Source organism: Mycobacterium sp. E3198 (assembly GCF_001667015.1).
GTDB lineage: Bacteria > Actinomycetota > Actinomycetes > Mycobacteriales > Mycobacteriaceae > Mycobacterium.
Window position 1 is genome coordinate 39,081 of sequence record NZ_LZIS01000244.1, and the last position, 23,731, is coordinate 62,811.

The window sequence follows — 23,731 nt, forward strand, 5'->3', positions numbered from 1 at the left end:
GGTCCAGTGACGGATCGCGATTCGCTTCGGCAACCGTTGGATCAGGCCGCGCTGCGCGCCGAGCTGATCGGCACCGGGCTGGGCTGGCGCCGGCTCGACGTCGTCGAGCAGACGGGCTCCACCAACGCCGACCTGCTGGCGCGCGCCGCCGCGGGGACCGACGTCGCCGGTGCGGTGCTGATCGCCGAGCACCAGACGGCCGGCCGGGGGCGCCACGGCCGCGGCTGGTCGGCCACCCCGCGGGCCCAGATCACGATGTCGGTGGGCGTCAGCATCGTCGACGTGCCGACCGAGGGGTGGGGCTGGCTGTCGCTGGCCACAGGCGTGGCGATCGTCGACGCGGTCCAGCAGGTGACCGGCGTGCGGGCCGGCCTCAAGTGGCCCAACGACGTGTTGGCCGGCCCACCGGATTCGCCGGGAAAGCTGGCCGGCATCCTCGCCGAGGTCGCGCGGCCGGTCGTGGTAATCGGCTTGGGGCTCAACGTGACTCAGGCCCCCGACGAGGTCGACGGCCCCGGCGCGACGTCGCTGTACGACCTCGGCGTGGCCGCGCCCGACCGCCACCGGCTGGCGTGCGCGGTGTTGACCGAACTGGGCCGGCGGATCGTGGGCTGGCGGGCCGCGCGCGGCGCCGACTGGGCGCTGGCGGCCGACTACCGGGCCCGCAGCCTGACCATCGGCCACGCCGTGCGCGCCCAGCTGCCCGGCGGCAAGGAGGTCGTCGGCACCGCGACCGCCGTCGACGACCACGGCCGGTTGTGTCTGGAGGCCGGGGGCCAGACGGTCGTCGTTTCCGCCGGTGACGTGGTGCATCTGCGCTAGCGGCGGTAGCTTCGCTCCCGTGAGCTATCCCGACAATGCCCTGGCCGCCGGCGAACAGGTGGTCCTGCACCGCCACCCGCACTGGAAGCGCCTGATCTGGCCCGTCGTGGTCCTGGTGCTGGCGACGGCGCTGGCCGCGTTCGGCTCCGGCTACCTCAACTCGACGCACTGGGAGCAGCTCGCCAAGAACATCATCTACGGGGTCATCTGGGGGATCTGGCTGGTGATCGTCGGCTGGCTGACGCTGTGGCCATTCTTGGATTGGCTGACAACGCATTTCGTCGTCACCAGCCGGCGGGTGATGTTCCGGCACGGGGTGTTGACCCGCAGCGGCATCGACATCCCGCTGGCGCGGATCAACAGCGTGGAATTCCGGGACAAGCTCACCGAGCGGATGTTTCGCACCGGGACGCTGATCATCGAGTCGGCGTCGCAGGATCCGTTGGAGTTTTACGACATTCCGCGGCTGCGCGAGGTGCACTCGCTGCTATATCACGAGGTTTTCGACACCCTGGGCTCGGAGGAGTCGCCGAGCTGAGCCGACCGGCTGCCCTTTTTCCGCCAGGACCGCAACAGGGTGACGTTGCCCCCCTCGAGCTCGTCCTCCAGCACCTCCGCGAAACCGCCGGCGGTGAGCGCCGATTCCAGGGCCTTGTCGGGGTTGCGGGCGAACTCGTCGGGGAACACCCAGCGCCGGAACGAATAGAAGCGGAACGCCATCTGCAGCAGGTTGCCGATGATGTAGGCCGAGATGAAGTCCGCGATGTTCTCCACGGTCAGCGACACCATGGGCACCCGCAGCTGCAGGACATAGCTCGAGATCCACAGCGGCGCCATGGAGAGCAGCACGCCCACCCCGCTGAAGGCAAAGAACAGCAGCGCCTCGTGGTGGCGCTCGCGGCCCCCGCGGTCGCGGAAGCTCCACTCCCGGTTCAGGACGTAGGACGCGATCACCGCGACGATGCCGGCGATAACCTTGGCGGTGACCGGCTTGGTCTCGAGAACCGTCAGCTTCAGGGTGTAGAAAATCGCCGAGTCGATGACGAAAGTGGTGCCGCCGACGATCGCGAATTTGATCAGCTCGTGATGGCGCAGCAAATGCGGCTGCAAGGCCTCGGGCAGGCGCGAGATGGCGGCATCGGCGAAGGACACAACACGTCAGTGTACGGACGGACACGAAAACGACGCAAAATGTTACATAACGATTGGGCTTCTCGGCCGGTCACCACGCCTCCCGCACCACACCGCGCGCCGTGACACCATGATGGCCGTGCCGCGCAGACGCCTTCCCTCAGGTACCCCTTCCGTGGCGATGGTCGGCGGCGGGCAGCTCGCGCGCATGACCCACCAGGCCGCGATCGCGCTGGGGCAGACGCTGCGGGTGCTCGCCACCGCGCCCGACGAATCGGCCGCTCAGGTCACCCCCGACGTCGTGATCGGCTCGCACACCGATCTCGAGGACCTGCGCCGCGTCGCGGCCGGGGCCGAGGTGCTGACGTTCGACCACGAGCACGTCCCCACGGAGCTGCTGGAGAAGCTGGTCGCCGAGGGCGTCAACGTCGCGCCGCCGCCGCAGGCCCTGGTGCACGCGCAGGACAAGCTGGTGATGCGGCGGCGCTTGGAGGCCCTCGGCGCGCCCGTGCCGCGTTATGCCGAGATCCGCAGCGTCGACGAGCTCGACGCCTTCGCGCGGCGGATGGGCGGCCCGGTGGTGGTGAAAGCGGTCCGCGGCGGGTACGACGGGCGCGGCGTGCGGATGGCCCGCGACCCCTCGCACGCCCGGGAAATCGCCGAAAGCTTCCTGGCCTCTCGTGTGCCGGTGATGGCCGAGGAGCAGGTGAACATGCGGCGCGAGCTGTCGGCCCTGGTGGCGCGCTCGCCGTTCGGGCAGGGCGCCGCGTGGCCCGTCGTGGAGACGGTGCAGTCCGACGGGATCTGCGTGCAGGTGATCGCGCCGGCGCCGGACCTCCCCGACGACGTCGCCGCGGCGGCCCAGCGGCTGGCGTTGCGGTTGGCCGCCGAGCTGGGCGTCGTCGGCGTGCTGGCGGTCGAGTTGTTCGAGACGGCCGGCGGCGACCTGCTCGTCAACGAGCTCGCGATGCGGCCGCACAACTCCGGGCACTGGACCATGGACGGCGCGCGCACCAGCCAGTTCGAACAGCACCTGCGCGCGGTGCTGGACTATCCGCTCGGCGACACCGACGCCATCGCGCCGGTGACGGTGATGGCCAACGTCCTGGGCGCCGCGCAGCAGCCCGCGATGTCCACCGACGAGCGGCTGCACCACCTGTTGGCGCGGATGCCCGACGCCCGCGTTCACCTCTATGGCAAGGCCGAACGGCCGGGGCGCAAGGTCGGGCACATCAACTTCCTGGGCACCGACCCGGCGGAGCTGCCCAGGCTGCGTGAACGCGCCGAGCTGGCGGCACACTGGTTGTCACACGGGCAGTGGACGGACGGATGGGATCCGCATGAGTGAGCCTCGCGTCGGCGTGATCATGGGCAGCGACAGCGACTGGTCGGTGATGTCCGACGCCGCCGACGCGCTGGCCGAGTTCGACATTCCCGCCGAGGTCCGGGTGGTCTCGGCGCATCGCACGCCTGAGGTGATGTTCGACTACGCCCGAGGCGCGGCTGGCCGCGGCCTGCAGGTGATCATCGCCGGCGCCGGGGGCGCGGCCCACCTGCCCGGGATGGTCGCCTCCGCCACGCCGCTGCCGGTGATCGGGGTGCCGGTGCCGCTGGCCCGCCTCGACGGTCTGGACTCGCTGCTGTCGATCGTGCAGATGCCGGCCGGCGTCCCGGTGGCCACCGTTTCCATCGGCGGCGCCCGCAATGCCGGGCTGCTGGCCGTGCGCATCCTGGCGTCCTCCGACCCGGCGCTGCGGGCCCGGGTGGAGGCGTTCTCCGAGCAGCTGGCCGAGACCGTGCGCGCGAAGGATGCGGCGCTGCAGGAGCGCCAGGGTAAAGTTACCGGCCAGTAGCTCGGTGACGACGCGGGCGCGTCGCGGCCGCCGAGGAGCCGAGCAGGGCCAGCAGAGTGCAAGAGGAGGCCGAGATGGCTGCATGGGCCGGAAACCCGTCGTTTGATCTGTTCCAACTGCCCGAGGAGCACCAGGAGTTGCGGGCGGCGATCCGTGCGCTGGCGGAGAAGGAGATCGCCCCGCACGCGGCCGACGTCGATGAGAACGCGCGGTTCCCGCAGGAGGCGCTCGACGCACTGAACGCCTCGGGGTTCAACGCCGTGCACGTGCCCGAGGAGTTCGGCGGGCAGGGCGCGGACTCGGTGGCGGCGTGCATCGTGATCGAAGAGGTCGCCCGGGTGGACGCCTCGGCGTCGCTGATCCCGGCGGTGAACAAGCTGGGCACCATGGGCCTGATCCTGCGGGGTTCCGACGAGCTCAAGAAGCAGGTCCTCCCGGCCATCGCCGACGGAACGATGGCGTCGTACGCCTTGAGCGAGCGCGAGGCCGGCAGCGACGCGGGATCGATGCGGACCCGGGCCAAGGCCGACGGCGACGACTGGATCCTCAACGGCGCCAAGTGCTGGATCACCAACGGCGGCAAGTCGAGCTGGTACACGGTGATGGCGGTGACCGACCCGGACAAGGGCGCCAACGGCATCTCGGCGTTCATGGTGCATTCCGACGACGAGGGCTTCACCGTCGGGCCGAAGGAACGCAAGCTCGGCATCAAGGGCTCGCCGACCACCGAGCTGTACTTCGAGAACTGCCGCATCCCCGGCGACCGGATCATCGGCGAGCCGGGCACCGGCTTCAAGACGGCGCTGGCGACGCTGGACCACACCCGCCCCACGATCGGCGCCCAGGCCGTGGGCATCGCCCAGGGCGCGGTGGACGCCGCGATCGCCTACACCAAGGACCGCAAGCAGTTCGGCGAGTCCATCAGCAGCTTCCAGGCCGTGCAGTTCATGCTGGCCGACATGGCGATGAAGGTGGAAGCCGCGCGGATGATGGTGTACCAGGCGGCCGCCCGCGCCGAGCGCGGCGAATCCAACCTCGGCTTCATCTCCGCGGCCTCGAAGTGCTTCGCGTCCGACGTCGCGATGGAGGTGACCACCGACGCGGTGCAACTGTTCGGCGGCGCGGGCTACACCACCGACTTCCCGGTCGAGCGGATGATGCGCGACGCCAAGATCACCCAGATCTACGAGGGCACCAACCAGATTCAGCGCGTGGTGATGTCCCGGGCGCTGTTGCGCTGACCAGCCCGCAATGCGGGACTGCATTGGGAACCCACAGGCGGACCGCATATCATCTCCGACGGCAACCACTCCGGGTGGTGAGGCCGAACACAGAGCCGGTGAGCAGGCACCGGTCATCCACGTCGACCGAAATTACATAGCAAAGCGTCTTACCGCGGCCAGGGGGTCTCAGGTGAAAAACGCGGCTACCCGGGCGCACCTTCGGACGATCGGGACTTGATCCGGTGCGCACTCCTGTCACTGAAGCGGCGCATTGGCAGTCCTTGTCGCTGTTGTTGGTCGAGGACGACCGCGCCGACGCGGTGCTCGTCGAGGACCTGATCGCGGACGCGGTCGCCGACATCCGCGTGATCTGGGCGCAGTCGATGGCGCATGCGGAACGCGAGCTCGCGACGGCCCGGCCCGACTGCGTCCTGCTGGACCTGCACCTGCCGGACGCCAGCGGGATGGACGCGCTGGACCGCATCGCCAAGCGCGACGCCACCGTTCCGATCGTCGTGCTGACCGGGCTGAACGACGAATACTTCGGGGCGTCCGCCGTCGCGGCCGGCGCGCAGGATTACCTGGTCAAGGGACGCGTCGAGCCCGAAATGCTGCGGCGCGCGCTGCTGTACGCGATCGAGCGCAAACGGGCCGAGCTCATCTCCGCCGACCTGCATGCCAGCCGGCTGCGGGCCCGCGAAAACGCGCTGCTGGAACGCGGGCTGCTGCCCTCGCCGCTGCTGCTCGAGGAGCCCGGCGTCGACATCGTCGCCCGCTACCGGCCCAGCCGCGAGGACGCGTTGTTGTGCGGCGACTTCTACGACGTCGTGCAGACGCCCGACCGGGTGGTGCACGTCCTGATCGGCGACGTCGCCGGCCACGGGCCGCACGAGGCGGCCCTGGGCGCGGCGCTGCGCATCGCGTTTCGGGCGCTCACCTTCGCCGGCGTACACGGCGTGGAACTGATGCGGCGGCTCGAACAGGTGCTGCACTCGGAACGAACCGGGACCGGAATCTTCGCGACGGTGCTCAGCCTGGAAATCCACCCCGACAGTCCGCGCGTCACGGTGGTGCGCGCCGGTCATCCCGGGATGCTGCTTCAGGACGGCACCGGGGTGGGATGGGTCGAGCCCCCGGCCGGGCCGGCGCTGGGCCTGCGCGCCGACGACTGGCCGCAGCACGATCTGGACCTGGCCACCGGCCGGGGCCTGCTGCTGTTGACCGACGGGCTCTTCGAGGGGTATTCGGGCGAGGGCAACCGCCGGCTGGGCGAGGACGGCCTGCTCGAGCTGGCCCGCCGGCACGCGCAGCTGCCCGGCCCGGCGTTCGTCGACGCGCTGATCGACGGCGCCCAGTTCCTCGCCGAGCCGCGCGGCGGGCTCACCGACGACATCGCCGTGTTGCGCGTCGAGCGGACGACGGCGTGAGCCCCGCCCCGCGCGCGCCGCGCCTGGCCCAGCTCACCGTGCGCGGCTGGCAGTTCCTGGTGCTGTTCACGATGGGCGTGATGGTGCTCGCCGGAGCGATCGTCGGTTGGGCGTTGCTGCACCGCACCGACCAGATGTCGCGCGCGGTGATCGACGGCATCGCGCCGGCGCGGGTGGCCGCCGGTCAGCTGCAGGCGGCGCTGCGGGACCAGGAAACGGGGATTCGCGGCTATGTGATCACCGACGATCGCCAGTTCCTCACCCCGTACTACGACGGGCAGCACGAGGAACAGGTGGCCGCCGCCGAGATGCGGCGCCGGCTGAGCCCGCGGCCCGACCTGATGGCGGATCTCGACGCGATCGAGAAGGCGGCCGCCAGGTGGCGGGTGACGTATGCCGAGCCGTCGATCGAGGGCGTGGCCCCGGGCGGCCGCAACGTCACGAACCGGCCGGCCGCCGAACGCGGAAAGGCCGAATTCGACCACCTGCGCGGCCTTTTCGACACACAAAACGCGAACCTCGCCGCCGCGCGCGACCGCGCGGTCGACGACCTCCAACGCACCGATGCCTGGCGGGACAGGGTGCTCGGGGCGATGGTGTTGCTGTTTTTCGGCACGGCCGCGGCGCTGGGGATCCTGACGCGCAACGCGGTCACCCGCCCGATCGCCGCGCTGACCGACGCGTGCCGGCGAATCACCCGCGGCAGCTTCGACGAAACCATTTCGCCCCCGCGGCGGCCCAAAGACATCCGCAACATGGCCATCGACGTGGAGAACATGCGGGAACGGCTCGTCGAAGAGCTCGAGGTCTCCCACTCGGCCCGGACGCTTCTGGATGAACAGGCGGCCGAGTTACGGCGCTCGAACGCCGAACTCGAGCAGTTCGCCTACGTCGCGTCGCACGATCTGCAGGAGCCGCTGCGCAAGGTCGCCTCGTTCTGCCAGTTGCTCGAAAAGCGGTACGGCGACCAACTCGACGGCCGCGGAATCGAGTACATCGGGTTCGCCGTGGACGGGGCCAAGCGCATGCAGGTGCTGATCAACGACCTGCTCACCTTCTCGCGCGTCGGCCGCCTGGGCACCTCCGAAACCGAGGTCGAACTCGACGCGGCGCTGGCCCCCGGCGTCGCCAACCTCGCCGCCGCGATCGAGGAAGCCGACGCCGAGATCGTGCGGCCGTCGCAGCCCCTCCCGCGCATCATCGGGGATCCCACGCTGCTGACGATGCTGTGGCAGAACCTGATCGGCAACGCGATCAAGTTCCGGCACTCCGATCGCCGGCCCCGCGTCGTCATCGACTGCGAACGCCGCGCCGGCGAACACGGTGATGAGTGGTTATTCTCCGTGTCGGACAACGGCATTGGCATCCCCGAAGAGTTCACCGACAAGATCTTCGTGATCTTCCAGCGCCTGCACGGCCGCGAGGTGTACTCCGGAACCGGCGTCGGCCTGGCGCTGTGCAAGAAGATCGTCGAGCACCACGGCGGCACCATCTGGGTCGACACGTCCTACACCGACGGGACCCGATTCCAATTCACCCTGCCGATTCCCGCGCCGGTGGGTGCGGGCGGGGCAAGACCAGTCACTTCGGAAGGAAGCCACCTTGACACCAGCGACGTCGGCCGGTAGGGCGATCGAAATCCTGCTCGTCGAAGACGACCCTGGCGATGAGCTCATCACCCGAGAGGCGTTCGAGCACAACAAGCTCAAGAACAATCTGCACGTCGCGCACGACGGGGAGGAGGGCTTGGACTTCCTCTACCAGCGCGGCCAATTCGAGGGCGCGCCACGCCCCGACCTCATCCTGCTCGACCTGAACCTGCCGAAATACGACGGCCGGCAGCTGCTGGAGAAGGTCAAGTCCGATCCGGACCTCGCCCGCATCCCGGTCGTCGTGCTGACCACCTCCTCGGCCGAGGAGGACATCCTGCGCAGCTACGAACTGCACGCCAACGCCTACGTCACCAAGCCGGTCGACCTCGACCAGTTCATGAGCGCCGTCCGCCAGATCGACGAGTTCTTCGTTCAGGTGGTGCGGCTGCCGGGCAGGTAAACCCCGGGCTAGGAAGCGGTTTCCGGTGCGGTGAGGAACTCCTCGTTGTGCTGCCCCGGGGCGGGCGGCGGATCGGTGGCCCAGCCGGACGACGAAGCGTCGAAACTCGCGTAGCGCGCGGGCATGCGCACCACGGTGATCACCTGATCGCCGCTGCCGAGCCGCAGGGCCAGCTCGTTCTCGGCGAACAGCGGGGTGTCGACCACCTGCTTCCAGGTGTAGGCCAGACAGGCCATCAGGCCGCCCGCCTGCAGCAGCTCGACCCATTCGGCGGCGGTCTTGGCGGCCAGCGCCGACTCGAGTTCGTCGGTCAGTTCCGGGTAATTCATTGCGCGCGAACGCTGATCGATGAACCGCTCGTCCTCCGCCAAGTCCGGGCGGCCGATGATCTCGCACAGCTTCGCCCAGTGCTTGGGCACGTAGGCGCTGATCACCAGGTAGCCGTCCGCGGCCTTGAACGCGTCCGACGGCTGGGTGGCGAAGCCAACCCCCTTGCGCTTCTTGGCTTTTGGCTCCGAATCGCCCTTGGGCGCCTCGCTCGGCTTGTTCAGGTGAATCGTGAGCTGGCTGGCCTGCAGTCCCACCGCGACGTCGTACATCGCCACCCGGACGACATCGGCCACGCCGTGCCGCTCCCGGTTGAGCAGCGCGGCCAGCACCGCCTGGGCCAGCACGTGGCCGCTGGCGGCGTCGACGAGTTGGAACGGGATGATCTGCGGTTTGCCTGTCGGCGTGGGCATCCCGGTGGTCATGCCGGATTCGGCGGCCACCATCAGGTCGACGCCGGGCCTGCTGCCGTGCGGGCCGTTGCCGCCGTAGGCCGACAGGCGCGCGTAGATGAGCCTGGGATTGCGCGCCCGCAGGTCGTCGGGGCCCAGCCCCAGGCGCTCCATCACGCGTGGGCGAAACCCCTCCAGGACGACGTCGGCGGTGTCGGCCAGTCGCAGGATCTGCTGCCTGTTGTCCTCGTCGGTCAGATCGACCGCCACCGATTTCTTGCCCCGGTTGTGGGGCCAGAACAGCGTGGGCAGCGGCGGGCGCCCGGGCAGCACCACGGTGATCTGCCGGGCCGCCTCGCCGCCGGGTGCCTCGACCTTGATCACCTCGGCGCCCAGGTCGGCCAGCACCTGCCCGGCCAGCGGGCCGGCGATGTTCTGGGTGAAGTCGAGCACCCGGTAGCCGTCAAGGGGCTTGGGGGGCTTGGCGTTTGGCATATCGGCCTTCCTTTAACCCGCCTCGTGCAGCACCGCGGTGCAGTAGTAGTTCCTGGCGAACGGCGCGGCGGGGCCCTCGGGCTGCAACGGTAACCCGGTGTCGGCCAACAGCCGATTCAGCGGGGTCCGGACGGGCCGCCAGCCGCGGTCGGCCAGGTAGGTCGCCGCGTCGTTGCGCTCGCCGGGGAAGCCCAGGTCGCCCAAAGCGATGTCGAGGCCGTTGGCCCGCCACTTTTCGCTCGCGGCGTTGAGCGCGTCCCCGCTGACGCCGGTGTTCCAGAACACCTCGGCCACCAGCCGGCTGCCGTCGGCGCTGAGCTCGGTCACCTGATCGAGCAGTCGGTCCTGGGCCTCGGGCGGCAGGAACCCGAGCAGCCCCTCGGCGGCCCACGCGGCCGGCCGGCCGGCGTCGAATCCGGCCCGCCGCAGCGCCGACGGCCAGTCGTGGCGCAGGTCGATCGACACGGCCCGCAGCTCGGCCGCGGGCGTGGCGCCGAGCGCCGAGATGGTGGCGGACTTGAACGCAATGACTTCGGGTTGGTCGACCTCGAACACGGTGGTGCCCGCCGCCCAGGGCAGCCGGTAGGCGCGGGCGTCGAGACCCGAGGCCAGGATGACGACCTGGCGGATGCCCGCCTCGCCCGCCTCGGCGAAGAAGGCGTCGATGAAGCGGGTGCGGGCGGCCATCATGTCGGTCATGCGCTGCATGCCCCACGGGGCGCCGGGAACGTCCACGTCGGTGGAGCGCAATTCGCCCGCGGCCCACCGGGTCATGAAATCGACGCCCACGGCCCGCACCAGGGGCTCGGCGAACGGGTCGTCGATCAACGCGTCCCGGGTCGCCCGGGCCCTGCCCGCGGCCACCATGGTCGCGGTGGCTCCCACGCTGGTCGCCAGGTCCCAGGTGTCGTTGTCGCTGCGCGCCATGTCATCCCTTCGCCGGTCGACTCGTTAGCCACAATAACGGTGACCAAAGACCCAACCGGCGGTGGCGTTGCGCCCGCGGAAGCGCTCCGGCGTCTTCGGCCGTCACCGCGCAGGCACGGTTGGGTTACGGCCGCGTGTGGGTGCGCGCGTTCCCGCCCCGGCGCCGCTAGCCTCGCGCCATGACCAGCCTTCCCCTCGTCGCCGACGAGTGCGGTGTCGTCGCCGCGACGCGTGACGCCGGCTGGCAGCGCAGCGCGCAGTGGGCGCGGCGGCTCGCCTGGATCGGCCTCGCGGTGGTGCTCGTCGAGGGCGCCGTCGGCCTGTGGCAGGGCCTGCTGGTCGGATCCATCGCGCTGACCGGCTGGGCCCTGGGCGGTGGCGCCGAGGCACTGGCCAGCGGGGTGGTGATATGGCGTTTCAGCGGCACGCGAACCCTGTCCGAGACGGCCGAGCGGCGCGCACAGCGCGGGGTGGCGGTGTCGTTCTGGCTGACGGCGCCCTACGTCGCCGCCGAGTCCATTCGCGACTTCGCCGACCAACACCACGCTCAGGCGTCGGTGATCGGCATCGCGTTGACGGCCACCGGCTTTTTGCTGATGCCGGTCCTGGGCTGGGCCAACCACAAGCTGGGTGCGCGGCTGTCCTCCCACGCGACCGAGGGGGAAGGCACGCAGAACTACCTGTGCGCGGCCCAGGCCGCCGGCGTGCTGGTCGGCCTTGCGATTACGGCGCTTTCGTCGAGCAATTGGTGGTTTGACCCCGCGATCGGACTGGCCATCGCCGGCATTGCGGGCTGGCAGGGGGTGCGGGCCTGGCGCGGGCAGGACTGCGGCTGCTGATGTCGGCCGTCAGTCCAGGCGGTATCGGATCAGCCGGGAGCTGTTGGCCACCACCGCGACCGACGACGCGTTGTGCAGGATCGCGGCCAGCACCGGGGACAGCGCGCCGCCCGCGCCGATGATCAGCCCGGCGGCGTTGACGGCGATGGACATGCCGTAGTTCTCGCGGATGACGTCGACGGCGCGGGCGCCCAGGTCCCGCACGTCGAGCAGCCGATGCAGGTCGTCGTTGGCCAGCGCCACGTCGGCGGTCTCGACGGCCACGTCGGTGCCGGCCAGGCCCATGGCGATGCCGATGTCGGCGGCGGCCAGCGCGGGGGCGTCGTTGATGCCGTCGCCGACCATGCCGACGACGAAGCCCTCGTCCTGCAGCTCGCGCACCGCGGTGAGCTTGTCCTCCGGCATCACCTCGGCGCGCCACTCGTCGATGCCGAGCTCGGCGGCGACCACCTCGGCGATGTCGGGATGGTCGCCCGTGAGCATCACGATGCGGCGAATCCCGTTGGCCCGCAACTGCGTCAACACCTCGGCCGCCTCCGGGCGCACCTCGTCGCGCAGGCTGATCAGGCCGACCAGCGTGCCGTCCACGGCGAGCAGCAGCGGCGTCTCGGCGCGGCGCCGCAGCTTGTCCACCCATTCCGAGGCCCTCTTGGACACCTTCACCTTTTCGGCGCGCAACAGCGACGGGCTGCCGAGCAGCAGGGTCCGCCCGTCGGCCCAGGTCCGCATGCCCAGCCCCACCAGCACCTCGCACTCCTCGTGCGGCGGGATGCTGATGTGGCGCTCCTCGGTGGAGCGGATCACCGCCTCGGCCAGCGGGTGGCGGGAGTGGATCTCCGAGCTGGCCGCGTAGGCCAGCACCTGCTCGGGCTGCCAATCCTTGTGCATCGCAACGATATTGGTGACCACCGGGCGTCCGACGGTCAGGGTGCCGGTCTTGTCGAACACGATCGCGTCGACCTGGCCCGCCTGTTCGAGGTGGGAGCCGCCCTTGATCAGGATGCCGCGGCGCGCGCCGTTGCCGATCGCGGCGCTGATCGCGGTCGGGGTGGCCAGTCCCACCGCGCACGGGCACGCGATCAGCAGCATGGTCATCGCCCGGCGCACGTCGCCGGTCACGGCCAGCGTGATGGCGGAGACGATGAACGACGTGGGAACGAAACGGCGGGAGAAGTTTTCGCCGACGGTCTGGATCGGCGCCCGGTCGTGCTGGGCCTCCTCGACCCGGGCGATGATGCGGCCGATGGTGGTCTGGTTGCCGACGGCGCGGGCGCGCACCACCAGCCGCCCGCGCACCAGCACCGAGCCGGCGTGCACCCGCGAGTCGACCGCGACGCTGACGGGCAGGTTCTCCCCGGTGATCGCGGACTGGTCGACGATCGCCTCGCCGTCGAGGACCTCGCCGTCCACGGGTATCGCGACGTGGTCGTGGACCACCACCTCGTCGCCGATCTGCAGGCTGTCGATGGGGACCTGGATCTCTTGGCCGTCGGGCAGGCGGATCCACGCCGTGTCCTGGGTTCCCCGCAGCAGCTCGGAGATGGCCCGCCGGGTCCGCCGCAGTGTCAGGTCCTGCAGGTACTCGCCGATGTTGAGCAGCCACAGCACGGTCAGGGCGACGACGTTCTCCCGCAGCACCAGGCTCGCCACGGTGGCCGCGGAGACCAGCGCGTCGGTGCCGGCGCGCCCGGAGCGCAGCGAGCGCAGCGCGCCGGCCAGGAACGGGTAGCCGGTGAAAACCGTGACGCCGGTGGCGAACAGCCGGCCGCTCGGGCCGAGCAGCGGCGGCCGGGCGAACACGTAGCGGCGCACGCCGAGCAAAGCCAGCGCCGCGCCGCCGATCACCATGCGCAGCACGTCGGTGTTGCGGATCTCCGACGAATGCGGCGCGCGCGCCGGGATCAGCTCGGCGGCGACGCGCGCGGCGGCGCCGATCGCGTCCAGCACCGAGGGGCGATCGCAGCGCGGCGGCGAATACCAGACCACCACCGAGCCGGTGCGCGGGTAGGCGTGCACCACCCGCACCCCCGGCTGCTTGGCGACGGCCTCCTCGACCGCGACGGCGCGACGGGAGTCGCCGCGCACCCAGTCGACCGAGACCCGCATGCGCCCGGCGGCGTCCGAAACCACTTGCAAGGCAGAACCTTTGGGTCAGTGTTCGTGCTCGTGGGCGTCGGCGACCGTGGGGGTGGGCGCCTCTTCGCCGACGCGTTCGCGGGCCTCGGCCATGACGTCGCCGAGCTTGAGGCGCGCCGACTCGGCGGCCTCCTCGGCCTTGCGGGTGCCGCGCAGCCCCAGCTCCGCCGCCGATACCGCCGTCTCGTGCAGCGGCGCCTTGGCCACGGCCTTGCGCACCACCTCGTAGGCCGTCACGCCGACCAGGCCGGTGACCAACGTGCCCGCCGCCTTTGCCAAGAGCCCGTACACCGCCATCGCCTCAACCCTCCTGTCGTCGCGAGGTCTACCCGTGCTTGCACGACGTTAACATTGAAATATTGCGATATCAACATGTATTGCGGGCGGCCGGCGCGGTCAGCCGCCGCAGCGCGGTGGGGCGAGGCGGCCCTGGCCATTGGCGACGTCACGCGGCGCATCAAGGATCGGACCGGTCGCTAGCCGTTGGTAGTGGGTCAGTGCGGGTCATCGTGACCGGAGGACGCGAGATGTTGGGATCGGTAGCGGCCCGGGCGATATCCACTTGCTCCAGTGCCGCTGCTCACCCTGGGCACGGCCAAAGGCGTCCGGGCCGCGGTTCATCTCACCTGTGAGAGCGGCCCGTCCGGGGCCGCGAGGACAAGGGGACAAACAGATGAAGGCGATCAAGATCGCTGAGCTCGCGCTGATCGCCACCGCGGCGGCGGCGACAGCCACCGCCCTGCCGCCGACCGCACACGCCGACACCAAGTTCGACTTTCTGTCACCGTCAGGAAACATCAACTGCTCGATGTCGTTGCAGTCCGACTTCGTACTGAACGGCGTCAAGCAGACGGGCAGCAACTACGTGCAGTGCGAGCTGTCCGACTACACCTGGCAGCTACCACAAGCCTGCCCAAGCGGGGTTGTCGGGGTTGCCTTCCGCTCGGACGACACGGAGCCGCCACGCGCGGGCTGCTGGAAGTTTCCCAACCAGACTCCCTTGCCGTGGCCGACCCTCGACTACGGCCATTCACGAACGGTCGGCGCGATCACCTGCGACAGTGAGCCTTCGGGGGTGACGTGCACCAACAGCAACACCGGCCATTTCTTCCATGTATCGCGTGAGTCCTACCAACTGGGGTGAGGTGCCGGCGCCGCTGATTGCTGTGAACCGGTATCCCACTAGGCATGTGGTGCAAGGTCGAGCTGTCGTCGTGTTCTTGATGCAACCAAATAACCCAGAAGGGAACATCCGCCATGCTGAAAATTGCTGCCCGCTCGATCGCGGCTCTCACCGCAGCAGCCGTATCCCTCATCATTGCGGGTGCCGCGGTCGCCAACGCGGATCCGCCGGTGGTGCCGTCGATTCAGGCGTCGCGCGGCGACTACGTCGGGGACTGGCAGAGGCACCTGAGCGCGATGACGATCGCGCCAGACGGCACCGGCACGATCGTGCTCGGGTCCAGCGCCCGCGACGGCGAGCGGTGGACCATACGCTGGACGCAGGGCGACGGCCCGGGTCTCGCGATCAGGTTGGTGCAGCGCATCGGCGCCTGGGGCGCTGGACTGGACGGTGACATCAACGAGCAGACGGCGTGGAAGGCCGAGCTCGTCGTGGCCCCAGACGGCGTCACTGTCCTCCACTTAGCCCACAGCGACGCCGAACTCACCGACGCGAACGCAGGTGACATCTGGTGCTCACAGAAGTATGGCTATAGCCACCTTTGCGGCGCCTGACCAGAGTCGCCCGGCCGGACACCTTCGACGACGACAGGACCAAGACTTCTGCACCAGAAGAGCACTCCTTGGTCGCCCACCGACCTCCTCGGGCGTTCCCATGGGCTCCGTTCGGCAACCGCGCCTCAGAGGACGCGGGTGACCTTTTCCGTCTCGACCCGGCGCGCCAGGGCCGCCGGGTCGGGATGGGCCACCTGCACCAGCGACGCGCCGACGGCCAAGATGGCCAACAGGCCGTCCACCAGATCGCCGGGTCGCGCCCAGGACGCGCTGGACAGCACCCGGTCGGCGGCCGTCAATCCCCGTGCGGCGGCGGATGTTTCGCAGTCGGCCAGGACGTCGCCGACGGATCGCCCGGCCAGCGCCGGGCCGGGCCGGGGCTCGCCGACGATCTGGTCGCCGTGCACGCGCACCGCGGTGGCGTAGTCGGTGACACCGATCGGCAGGTCCGGAGCCGGGCGACCGAACGGGTCCAGCGACAGCACGGCCACCTCGCCGGCGCCCGTCGCTGTAATTTCAAAGGCCTCGTCCAGCCGCTCCGCGGTGCACAGCGCCACGTCCGCGTCCGCTGGTTCGAGCACCGCCTCGGCGCCGATCCACCACACCCCGAACAGCACCGCCGCCGTCTGCCAGTGCGCCGGCAGCAGGATCGCGACCCGGCTGGCCGGCCCGGCGCCCAGCTCGTCGCGCAACAGGTTGCCGGTCTTGGCGGCCCAGTTGGCCAGCGTGGCGGCGGACAGTTCGATGCGCTCGCCGCTGGCGTCGTCGTAGTAGGTGATGCGCGGGCCGACCGGGTCGGCCCGCACCATCGGATCCAGGATGGCCCCGGCGAGCGTGCTCAGTTGATGCACTCGGGCTTGTCGGACCCGGCGGTCAGGATCGGCGACGGCGCCGGCACGTTCGGGTCGGCCCCGGCGGCGGCGTTCGACACCCGGGCGGACACGGCGGCACCGCCGCCGGACAGCCCCGACCCGGGCCCGGTGTAGTCGTTGGCCAGCACCACCCGGACCGTTCCGGCGGCGACGGCCGGGTCGGCGACGACGGGCAGCCCGCCCAGCTCCTTGGCGACCTGCTGGGCGCCCAGGTCGTCGGTCTTGGCGGCGCGCACCTGGCTGCTCTTCACGTGCGCGCCGTCGTTGTTTCCGACGGCGCCGGCGGCAAACCCCTTGGAGCTCAACACCTCTGACACCGCGGCCGCCAGGCCGTTGATGTCGGTGTCGTTGAGCACGCTGGCGGTCGTCTTCGCCGGGGTGTAGGCCAGCTCCTCGGTCTTGCCCTGGGCCTGATCGTGCAGCAGGCCGGCGACCCAGTCGGCCACCTGATGCGGGTCCACCCGCACCACGCTCTGCATGCCGTCGTCGCTCCAGCCGGCCCCGTCGAGCACCGGGATGGTCGCGAAGGCGACGTTGCCGCCGGCCAGCTTCTGCATCTGCTGGACGAAATCCATGACGTCCCAACCCGAGGAGATCACCACCGAGCGCTGTACGGCCGCCTCGAGGCGCCGCAGGGTGGTGGGGCTGGACAGCGTCTTGCCGGAGATGACCCGGTGGGCCAGCGACGCCATCACCACCTGCTGGCGCACCACGCGGTCCAGGTCGCCGCGCGGCAGGTCATGGCGCTGGCGCACGAAGCTCAGCGCCTCGGGGCCGTCGAGCTTTTGCTGCCCGGCGGGGAAGTCGGCTCCCGAAAGCGGTTCGAACACGGGCGCTTTGAGGCAGACGTCGACGCCACCGAGCGCGTCGGTGATCAACGCGAATCCGAGCAGGCCGATCTCGGCGTAGTGGTCGACGGTGACGCCGGTGAGGTCGGCGACGGTCTTGATCAGGGCCTCGCGGCCGGCCTCGGTGCCCTGGGCCGCCGCTTCGGCCGCCGACGCCCCGGCCTGAACGAGGCTGGCGCGCTTGGCCTCCCTGGTCTGGCCGTAGACGCCGTTGATCTTGGTCTTGCCCAGCCCGGGCGCCGCGACGTACGAATCCCGGGGGATCGAGATCGCCGTCGCCGACTTTCCGTTGTTCGGTATCCGGATCAGGATGATCGTGTCGGTGTTGGTCGCTTCCTCGTCCCCGGCCCGCAGGGTGGCCAGCTCCTCTTGCGACAGGGGATTGCCGTGCGCGTCGGTGCGGCTGTCCATCCCGACCAGCAGGATGTCGATCGCGCCGTCGTCGCCGCCCTTGCCCAGCGAGGGCGCGGACATGTGAAAGATGCCGTCCTCGAACGCGCGCACGTTGCCCCAGGCCATCCCGGTGCCGACAACGACCGCGACGGTCAGCACAGTGGCAACCACACGAACCACACGTTGCACAGGCATCACAATAGGTTACTTGTGACACAGCGGCTTCGCGGGTAGCCGGGGGCGGCGTGCCCGGGCCGTGCCAGACTCGACGACATGTCGGGCAGGTCAGAACGAATCGTGATCACGGGGGCCGGGGGGCAACTGGGCAGCTGCTTGGCGGGGCTGGCGACCGAGCGGGGGCGGGAGGTGCTCGCGCTGACGTCGGCGCAGTGGGACATCACCGACCCGGCCGCGGCGGAACGGAACATCCGCGCCGGCGACGTGGTCATCAACTGCGCGGCCTACACCGACGTCGACGGCGCCGAGAGCGACGAGGCGCGCGCCTACGCGGTCAACGCGACCGGCCCGGAAATCCTGGCGCGGGCCTGCGCCCGCGCCGGCGCCCGGCTGATCCACGTCTCCACCGACTACATGTTCACCGGCGACCCCGGCGCCGACCCACGCCCATACGAGCCCAGCGACAAGACCGACGCGCGGGGCGTGTACGCGCTGTCCAAGCTGGCCGGCGAAGAGGCCGTCCTGGCCGCGCTGCCGTCGGCCGTCGTGGTGCGGACCGCCTGGCTCTACACCGGCGGGACGGGCAAGGACTTCGTCGCCGTCATGCGCCGGCTGGCCGCCGGGGACGGGCCGGTCAACGTCGTCGACGACCAGGCCGGGTCGCCGACCTACGTCGCCGACCTGGCCGTCGCGCTGCTGCAGGTCGCCGACGAGCGCGTGCCGGGCCCGATCCTGCACGCCGCCAACGAGGGTGTGGTGTCGCGCTTCGAGCAGGCCCGCGCGGTGTTCGCCGAGTGCGGCGCCGACCCCGAGCGGGTGCGGCCGGTCAAAACCGACGAGTTCCCGCGCCCGGCGCCGCGGCCGAGCTACTCCGCGCTGGGCGGCCAGGAGTCCGCGGCGGCGGGCCTGACGCCGTTAAGGCCCTGGCGCGCTGCGCTTGTCGCGGCGCTGGCCGCATCGGACCGCGACCGACCGTTACCCTCGACGCGTGACTGACATCCTGCCGGTCGTGACGGTGACCTACTCGCCGGGCCCGCACCTGGAGCGGTTCCTGGCCTCCCTGTCGCTGGCCACCGAGCGCCCCGTCAGCGTGTTGCTGGCCGACAACGGCTCCACCGACGGCACCCCGCAGGACGCCGTCGAGCGCTACCCCAACGTGCGGCTGTTCGACACCGGCGCGAACCTCGGGTACGGGACCGCGGTGAATCGCGCGGTCGCGCAGCTGGACGAGAGCCCGGACGAGAACGGCGACTGGGTGATCGTGGCCAACCCCGACGTGCAGTGGGGCCCGGGCAGCATCGACGCCCTGCTGGACGCGGCCACCCGCTGGCCGCACGCGGGCGCCCTGGGCCCGCTCATCCGGGACCCCGACGGGTCGGTGTATCCGTCGGCGCGCCACCTGCCCAGCCTGATCCGCGGCGGCATGCACGCGGTGATCGGCCCGTTCTGGAAGCGCAACCCGTGGACGGCGGCCTACCGCCAGGAGCGGCTCGAGCCCAGCGAACGCGCGGTGGGCTGGCTTTCGGGGTCGTGCCTGCTGGTGCGGCGGTCGGCCTTCAGCCAGGTCGGCGGGTTCGACGAGCGCTACTTCATGTACATGGAGGACGTCGACCTCGGCGACCGGCTGGGCAAGGCCGGCTGGCTCAGCGTCTACGTGCCGTCCTCCGAGGTTCTGCACCACAAGGGCCACTCCACCGGCCACGACCCGGCGATCCACCTGGCGGCCCACCACAAGAGCACCTACCAATTCCTGGCCGACCGCAATGCCGGCTGGTCGCGCGCGCCGCTGCGCTGGACGCTGCGCGCCTCGCTGGCGGCGCGGTCGCGGCTGATGGTGCGCAGTTCGCTGCGCAGCCGCAGGCGCACCCTGGCGCGAGGGCGGCGCTGACGTGGCGCGCCCGCACGTCGACGCCGTGATCCTGGTCGGGGGCAAGGGCACCCGGCTGCGGCCGCTGACGCTCTCGGCGCCCAAGCCGATGCTGCCCACCGCCGGGCTGCCGTTCCTGACCCATTTGCTGTCGCGGATCGCCGCGGCGGGCATCGAGCACGTCATCCTGAGCACGTCGTATCAGGCCCAGGTGTTCGAGGCCGAGTTCGGCGACGGCTCCAAGCTGGGCCTGCAGATGCAATACGTGACCGAGGAGTCGCCGCTGGGCACCGGCGGCGGCATCGCCAACGTCGCCGCGCACCTGCGCCACGACACCGCGATGGTGTTCAACGGCGACGTGCTGTCCGGCGCCGACCTGGGCCAGATGCTGGAATTCCACCGGACCAACTCCGCCGACGTCACCCTGCACCTGGTGCGGGTGGGCGACCCGCGGGCCTTCGGCTGCGTGACGACCGACGAAACCGGAAGGGTCACAGCGTTTTTGGAGAAGACGCAGGATCCGCCGACCGACCAGATCAACGCCGGCTGCTACGTCTTCGAACGCGCGATCATCGACCGGATCCCGCGGGGTCGCGAGGTCTCGGTGGAGCGCGAGGTGTTCCCGGCCCTGCTGTCCGACCCGGCGGTCAAGGTCTGCGGCTACGTCGACGCCACCTACTGGCGCGACATGGGCACCCCGGAGGACTTCGTCCGCGGATCGGCGGACCTGGTCCGCGGGATCGCCCCGTCGCCGGCGCTGCACGGCCATCGCGGCGAGCAGCTGGTGCACGACGGCGCGGCGGTGTCCCCGGGCGCGGTCCTGATCGGCGGCACGGTCGTCGGGCGCGGCGCCGAGATCGGCCCCGGCGTCCGCCTGGACGGGGCGGTGATCTTCGACGGCGTCAAGGTCGAGGCCGGCAGCGTGATCGAGCGCTCGATCATCGGCTTCGGCGCGCGCATCGGCCCGCGGGCGCTGATCCGCGACGGCGTGATCGGCGACGGCGCCGACATCGGCGCGCGCTGCGAGTTGCTGCGCGGCGCCCGGGTGTGGCCCGGCGTCGCCATTCCCGACGGCGGGATCCGCTACTCGTCCGACGTCTGAGGCCGCCTTTTGCGTCGAGATCGACGTAACCGCGAGGCCCACTCGAACTTCTCCGCGCTGGCGTCGATCTCGGTGAGCGTGTCGGTGGTCTCGTCCACCATCGCTGCATGGCGGAGGTGTTCTTGGGCAGCGAAGCGGTCGCGGGGGGCGCTTTCACCGAGTATCAGCTGCGCCGGTGGTATCGGCCGGTCTTTCGCGACGTCTACATCCCGAGGCGGCACGAGCCGTCGCTGGATGACCGCATCCTTGGCGCCTGGCTCTGGTCGCGACGGCGAGCGGTGGTCGCCGGCGCCGCGGCGTCCGCGCTGCACGGTGCGCGGTGGGTCGACGTGGATACACCCGTCGAGCTGGTCTCGAGGAGTGCCCGGCCCCAGCGTGGGCTGATCGTCCGGAACGAGACGCTGGGTGACGACGAGGTGACCGTCGTCAAGCGGCTACAAGTGACATCTGTCGCCCGCACCGCCTTCGACCTTGGTCGGCATCTGCCGCGCGGTCAGGCGCTGGCTCGCCTCGACGCATTGATGCGTGCAAAGCCGTACTCATTCGAAGACGTCTCCGTCTTGACGAAGCGGTACAAAGGCGCCCGCGGCCTGCGACGGCTGGCGGAGGTGCTGCCCCTGGTGGACGGCGGCGCGGCCTCCCCGAAGGAAAGCTGGCTGCGGCTGCTTCTCATGGACGCCGGCCTGCCGAAACCGACGACGCAGATACCGGTCAGCGAGGGCTGGCGATTGGTCGGTGTGCTGGACATGGGTTGGGAGAACTACATGGTCGCGCTGGAGTATGAAGGCGACCAACACCGCACGGATCGAAGGCAATTCGTCAAGGACATCGACCGGCTGAGGAAGCTTTCCGAGCTGGGTTGGACCGTGATCCGGGTCGTCGCGGAGCATCGACCCGACGAGATCGTCCGCCGGGCGTATGAGTCCCTCGTCCACCGTGGCTATCGCCGAGATCGACGTTAGCGCGCGAGTTACTCGCACTTCTGCGCGCTGGCGTCGATCTCGGCGATGGCCCGGGCGACGAGGTACGCCAGCGCGTGATCGGTGCCATCCGGCAACGCGTCGACGGCCCACCACCGCAAATCGTCGGACTCGTCGCTGATGGCGATCTGCGCGCCGGCCGGCGCGTGCGCGACGAACTGCAGGTCCAGGTGGCGGGTGGGCGCGCCGAGCGAGCAGGTGACCGGGTGGACGTGCACGGCGGCCAGCTCGGGCCCGATGCGCAGGCCGGCGACCCCGGACTCCTCGGTGGCCTCGCGCAACGCCGCGGCGACGACGTCGGCGTCGTCGTCGTCGCAGTGCCCGCCCAGCTGCACCCAGCGGCCCAGCCGCGGGTGCAGCGTCAGCAGCACCCGCGAGCCGGTGTGGTCGAGCACCAGCGCCGACGCGGTGACGTGGCCCGCGGCGCACTCGCGGCGGCACGCGTCGGGGCGGGCGTGCACGAAGGCCAGCACGGCGTGCCGCAACGAGTCCTGCGCCGGGTCGGTCGGCCGCCAGTCGCTCAGCAGCGAGATCGCGGAATCCCGGAGGCTCAACGGGATCCGCGCCTGGCCCGGCGATCCCGGAGCGCAACCCAGGCTGCGCGGCACCGGCCGACCACCTCGCCGGGCAGTCCGAGCCCGTCGATCAGCACGTGCCGGTCGACGAGGTCGAGCGCCTTGTCGCCCTCGCCCGCCTTCAGCAACAGGTCGACGTCGCAGGCGAGTTCGGCGCCGGCGTGCGAGGGCGGGGGAATGGGCAGCTGCTCGGCTTCGCGGGGTTCCAGTTCCAAGATGCCCCCACCGTAGCTGCGGCCGAGGATCTCGGCGAACGCGAACGTGACGCTGTTGTGGAACACCGCGGCCAGCGCGCTCGGTTCCACGCCGGGCGCGACCCGGACCCGGTGCACGGTATCGGTGCTCGTCGCCGCGGCGGCGTTGACGGTCAGCCGCGGCGACCGGTGGATCTGGCGCAGCAGGAACAGGTCGGGCACCCACAGCGACGGGGTGGTCCACCACGGCTCGCGGATCGAGCACTTGTAGCCGCGGTGCACGCCGTCGGACTCACCGGCGCGCAGGTGCGCGAGCAGGGCGGCGTCGGTCGGTTCGGGCGGCGCGTCGAGCAGCCACGTCCGCCGGCCCGCCAAGACGTCGGTTGCGCGGCAGTCGGTGTCGTAGACCAGCCCGGACAGCTGGGCGCTGCGCGAGACGAGCGGGACGCAGTGCGCCCGCAGCCCCAGCTCGTCGGCCTGGGCGTCGGTGAACGTGAAGAAGCTGTTGCGGCCCGTCACGATCCCGACGTCCACGCCGGCGAGCGCCCCGAGCCGGGTCATGGCCGGCGATGTTCTGAGCGTGCGCAGCAGCCGGATCGCGGCGGGGTCCAGGAAGTACTTGGTCCACTTCTCCTTTTCGTGCAGCAGCGCCGGGGCCCACGCGGCATCGAGTTCCGCGCCCGCCAAAGCGTCGGCGTCGGTGAGGTGCACGGTGCGCATCCGCGCCGGGCCCGGCCCGACCACACCGCAGAACAGCACCACCTCCTGCTGGACGCCGTCGAACACCAACCGTTCGAACGTCAGCAGCGTGATCTCGCGGAACCGGCCGAGCAGATACTCGCGCAGCTGGGCGGCGTAGCCGACCTGGAGCAACTCGGCCGGCAGCACCAGGCCGACCCGTCCGCCGTCGCGAGCCAGGACCGCGCTCGCGACGACGAAGGGGACCCAGGCGTTGGTCAGCCGGCTGGGCCGCAGGCCCTCGCGGCGCAGCAGTTCCAGGGCGGGGTCGCGCTGATCGGGCGCCCAGTTGCCAAAGCGGATATAGGGCGGGTTGCCCGCGACGCCGTCGAAGCCGCCGGGCTCGGCCCGCGCCAGCCAAGTGAAGAGGTTCTCGGCGTCGACGGGCGCGAACCGCCGGGCCTTGGCCGCCTCGCCGGGGATCAGCTCGACGCCGCACGCCCGGCCGCCGCGGGCGGCCAGCTCGCGCAGGATCCGGCCGTCGCCGCAGGACGGCTCGACGATCCGCGGCCCGGCCCCGCGCACCCAGGCGGCCAGGAACCGGGCCACCGGGACGGGCGTGTAGTAGCCGCCGCGGACCTTGTCGGCCGACGCCGCCGCCTTGCCCGCGAACTGCATGGGCCC

The 23,731-nt window shown here is 70.8% G+C and carries 24 protein-coding genes; 15 read left to right on the forward strand and 9 right to left on the reverse strand.

Annotated features, from left to right (window positions below):
• Positions 1–6: 6 nt before the first annotated feature.
• Positions 7–822: a biotin--[acetyl-CoA-carboxylase] ligase gene (locus A5673_RS25125; protein WP_068238852.1), complete on the forward strand. Its 816-nt coding sequence runs from the start codon at positions 7–9 to the stop codon at positions 820–822.
• A 19-nt stretch (positions 823–841) separates the two neighbouring features.
• Positions 842–1,360, forward strand: a complete 519-nt coding sequence (locus A5673_RS25130) for a PH domain-containing protein (protein WP_068238854.1) — start codon at positions 842–844, stop codon at positions 1,358–1,360.
• Here A5673_RS25130 and A5673_RS25135 read toward each other — a convergent pair.
• Entirely contained in the window at positions 1,315–1,974 is a 660-nt protein-coding gene (locus A5673_RS25135; protein WP_068238859.1) for a GtrA family protein, read from the reverse strand. The genes A5673_RS25130 and A5673_RS25135 overlap by 46 nt on opposite strands.
• Before the next feature lie 109 nt (positions 1,975–2,083).
• On the opposite strand from A5673_RS25135, the gene A5673_RS25140 reads away from it, so the two are divergent.
• The 6 genes from A5673_RS25140 to A5673_RS25165 all read left to right on the forward strand — a co-directional run bounded on the left by A5673_RS25140 (position 2,084) and on the right by A5673_RS25165 (position 8,508).
• Complete coding sequence (locus A5673_RS25140) at positions 2,084–3,301, forward strand: 5-(carboxyamino)imidazole ribonucleotide synthase (protein ID WP_082958944.1); 1,218 nt, start codon at positions 2,084–2,086, stop codon at positions 3,299–3,301.
• Positions 3,294–3,806: a 5-(carboxyamino)imidazole ribonucleotide mutase gene (gene purE / locus A5673_RS25145; RefSeq protein WP_068238862.1), complete on the forward strand. Its 513-nt coding sequence runs from the start codon at positions 3,294–3,296 to the stop codon at positions 3,804–3,806. The genes A5673_RS25140 and purE overlap by 8 nt, the downstream gene beginning before the upstream one ends.
• 74 nt (positions 3,807–3,880) lie before the next feature.
• Complete coding sequence (locus tag A5673_RS25150) at positions 3,881–5,047, forward strand: acyl-CoA dehydrogenase (RefSeq protein ID WP_068238920.1); 1,167 nt, start codon at positions 3,881–3,883, stop codon at positions 5,045–5,047.
• A 263-nt stretch (positions 5,048–5,310) separates the two neighbouring features.
• Positions 5,311–6,456 carry a PP2C family protein-serine/threonine phosphatase gene (locus A5673_RS25155; RefSeq protein ID WP_082958945.1) on the forward strand — a complete coding sequence of 382 codons (1,146 nt, stop codon included), beginning with the start codon at positions 5,311–5,313 and terminating at the stop codon, positions 6,454–6,456.
• Positions 6,453–8,084: an ATP-binding protein gene (locus tag A5673_RS25160; protein WP_068238865.1), complete on the forward strand. Its 1,632-nt coding sequence runs from the start codon at positions 6,453–6,455 to the stop codon at positions 8,082–8,084. The genes A5673_RS25155 and A5673_RS25160 overlap by 4 nt, the downstream gene beginning before the upstream one ends.
• Complete coding sequence (locus tag A5673_RS25165) at positions 8,059–8,508, forward strand: response regulator (protein ID WP_068238867.1); 450 nt, start codon at positions 8,059–8,061, stop codon at positions 8,506–8,508. Before A5673_RS25160 ends, A5673_RS25165 begins: the two co-directional genes overlap by 26 nt.
• An 8-nt stretch (positions 8,509–8,516) precedes the next feature.
• Here the strand turns inward: A5673_RS25165 and A5673_RS25170 are convergent, their stop codons facing one another.
• On the reverse strand, positions 8,517–9,722 hold the full coding sequence (locus A5673_RS25170; protein ID WP_068238869.1) for a CoA transferase: 1,206 nt from the start codon (positions 9,720–9,722) through the stop codon (positions 8,517–8,519).
• Between the two features lie 12 nt (positions 9,723–9,734).
• A complete protein-coding gene (locus tag A5673_RS25175) occupies positions 9,735–10,649 on the reverse strand; it encodes a class I SAM-dependent methyltransferase (RefSeq protein ID WP_068238871.1) in 915 nt (304 codons plus the stop codon).
• 179 nt (positions 10,650–10,828) lie between these two features.
• Between A5673_RS25175 and A5673_RS25180 the strand changes: the two genes are divergently transcribed.
• Positions 10,829–11,488: a cation transporter gene (locus A5673_RS25180; RefSeq protein ID WP_068238877.1), complete on the forward strand. Its 660-nt coding sequence runs from the start codon at positions 10,829–10,831 to the stop codon at positions 11,486–11,488.
• A 9-nt stretch (positions 11,489–11,497) separates the two neighbouring features.
• Here the strand turns inward: A5673_RS25180 and ctpC are convergent, their stop codons facing one another.
• Both ctpC and A5673_RS25190 read right to left on the reverse strand, forming a co-directional pair.
• On the reverse strand, positions 11,498–13,594 hold the full coding sequence (ctpC, locus tag A5673_RS25185) for a manganese-exporting P-type ATPase CtpC (protein WP_156748612.1): 2,097 nt from the start codon (positions 13,592–13,594) through the stop codon (positions 11,498–11,500).
• A gap of 45 nt (positions 13,595–13,639) precedes the next feature.
• Complete coding sequence (locus tag A5673_RS25190) at positions 13,640–13,921, reverse strand: DUF1490 family protein (protein ID WP_068238882.1); 282 nt, start codon at positions 13,919–13,921, stop codon at positions 13,640–13,642.
• Positions 13,922–14,297: 376 nt separating this feature from the next.
• On the opposite strand from A5673_RS25190, the gene A5673_RS25195 reads away from it, so the two are divergent.
• Together A5673_RS25195 and A5673_RS25200 are read left to right on the forward strand one after the other, a co-directional pair.
• Positions 14,298–14,768, forward strand: coding sequence for a hypothetical protein (locus tag A5673_RS25195; RefSeq protein WP_068238883.1), 471 nt, complete (start codon positions 14,298–14,300; stop codon positions 14,766–14,768).
• Positions 14,769–14,881: 113 nt separating this feature from the next.
• Entirely contained in the window at positions 14,882–15,361 is a 480-nt protein-coding gene (locus A5673_RS25200) for a hypothetical protein (protein ID WP_068238884.1), read from the forward strand.
• Positions 15,362–15,486: 125 nt separating this feature from the next.
• On the opposite strand, the gene A5673_RS25205 is transcribed toward A5673_RS25200, so the two are convergent.
• On the reverse strand, positions 15,487–16,212 hold the full coding sequence (locus tag A5673_RS25205) for a TIGR03089 family protein (protein ID WP_197518468.1): 726 nt from the start codon (positions 16,210–16,212) through the stop codon (positions 15,487–15,489).
• Positions 16,200–17,672: an LCP family protein gene (locus A5673_RS25210; protein ID WP_369806525.1), complete on the reverse strand. Its 1,473-nt coding sequence runs from the start codon at positions 17,670–17,672 to the stop codon at positions 16,200–16,202. Before A5673_RS25210 ends, A5673_RS25205 begins: the two co-directional genes overlap by 13 nt.
• Positions 17,673–17,747: 75 nt before the next feature.
• On the opposite strand from A5673_RS25210, the gene rfbD reads away from it, so the two are divergent.
• The 4 genes from rfbD (at position 17,748) to A5673_RS25230 (ending at position 21,582) form a co-directional block, all read left to right on the forward strand.
• Complete coding sequence (gene rfbD / locus A5673_RS25215; RefSeq protein ID WP_068238886.1) at positions 17,748–18,647, forward strand: dTDP-4-dehydrorhamnose reductase; 900 nt, start codon at positions 17,748–17,750, stop codon at positions 18,645–18,647.
• On the forward strand, positions 18,640–19,539 hold the full coding sequence (locus A5673_RS25220) for a glycosyltransferase family 2 protein (protein ID WP_068238888.1): 900 nt from the start codon (positions 18,640–18,642) through the stop codon (positions 19,537–19,539). The genes rfbD and A5673_RS25220 overlap by 8 nt, the downstream gene beginning before the upstream one ends.
• A gap of 1 nt (position 19,540) precedes the next feature.
• Positions 19,541–20,620, forward strand: coding sequence for a sugar phosphate nucleotidyltransferase (locus A5673_RS25225; RefSeq protein WP_068238890.1), 1,080 nt, complete (start codon positions 19,541–19,543; stop codon positions 20,618–20,620).
• 107 nt (positions 20,621–20,727) lie between these two features.
• Positions 20,728–21,582: a hypothetical protein gene (locus A5673_RS25230; RefSeq protein ID WP_068238892.1), complete on the forward strand. Its 855-nt coding sequence runs from the start codon at positions 20,728–20,730 to the stop codon at positions 21,580–21,582.
• Positions 21,583–21,590: 8 nt separating this feature from the next.
• Here A5673_RS25230 and A5673_RS25235 read toward each other — a convergent pair whose 3' ends face one another.
• A complete protein-coding gene (locus A5673_RS25235) occupies positions 21,591–22,154 on the reverse strand; it encodes an NUDIX hydrolase (RefSeq protein ID WP_068238924.1) in 564 nt (187 codons plus the stop codon).
• Complete coding sequence (locus tag A5673_RS25240; protein WP_068238894.1) at positions 22,151–23,725, reverse strand: class I SAM-dependent methyltransferase; 1,575 nt, start codon at positions 23,723–23,725, stop codon at positions 22,151–22,153. Before A5673_RS25240 ends, A5673_RS25235 begins: the two co-directional genes overlap by 4 nt.
• Positions 23,726–23,731: the final 6 nt, after the last annotated feature.

Excerpts from the sequence above, each read along its gene's own strand:
- A5673_RS25140 (WP_082958944.1), top strand. The coding sequence starts at position 2,084 with ATGATGGCCGTGCCGCGCAGACGCCTTCCCTCAGGTACCCCTTCCGTG.
- purE (WP_068238862.1), top strand. The coding sequence starts at position 3,294 with ATGAGTGAGCCTCGCGTCGGCGTGATCATGGGCAGCGACAGCGACTGG.
- A5673_RS25150 (WP_068238920.1), top strand. The coding sequence starts at position 3,881 with ATGGCTGCATGGGCCGGAAACCCGTCGTTTGATCTGTTCCAACTGCCC.
- A5673_RS25170 (WP_068238869.1), bottom strand. The coding sequence starts at position 9,722 with ATGCCAAACGCCAAGCCCCCCAAGCCCCTTGACGGCTACCGGGTGCTC.
- A5673_RS25175 (WP_068238871.1), bottom strand. The coding sequence starts at position 10,649 with ATGGCGCGCAGCGACAACGACACCTGGGACCTGGCGACCAGCGTGGGA.
- A5673_RS25180 (WP_068238877.1), top strand. The coding sequence starts at position 10,829 with ATGACCAGCCTTCCCCTCGTCGCCGACGAGTGCGGTGTCGTCGCCGCG.
- ctpC (WP_156748612.1), bottom strand. The coding sequence starts at position 13,594 with ATGCGGGTCTCGGTCGACTGGGTGCGCGGCGACTCCCGTCGCGCCGTC.
- A5673_RS25190 (WP_068238882.1), bottom strand. The coding sequence starts at position 13,921 with ATGGCGGTGTACGGGCTCTTGGCAAAGGCGGCGGGCACGTTGGTCACC.
- A5673_RS25195 (WP_068238883.1), top strand. The coding sequence starts at position 14,298 with ATGAAGGCGATCAAGATCGCTGAGCTCGCGCTGATCGCCACCGCGGCG.
- A5673_RS25200 (WP_068238884.1), top strand. The coding sequence starts at position 14,882 with ATGCTGAAAATTGCTGCCCGCTCGATCGCGGCTCTCACCGCAGCAGCC.
- rfbD (WP_068238886.1), top strand. The coding sequence starts at position 17,748 with ATGTCGGGCAGGTCAGAACGAATCGTGATCACGGGGGCCGGGGGGCAA.
- A5673_RS25230 (WP_068238892.1), top strand. The coding sequence starts at position 20,728 with ATGGCGGAGGTGTTCTTGGGCAGCGAAGCGGTCGCGGGGGGCGCTTTC.
- A5673_RS25240 (WP_068238894.1), bottom strand. The coding sequence starts at position 23,725 with ATGCAGTTCGCGGGCAAGGCGGCGGCGTCGGCCGACAAGGTCCGCGGC.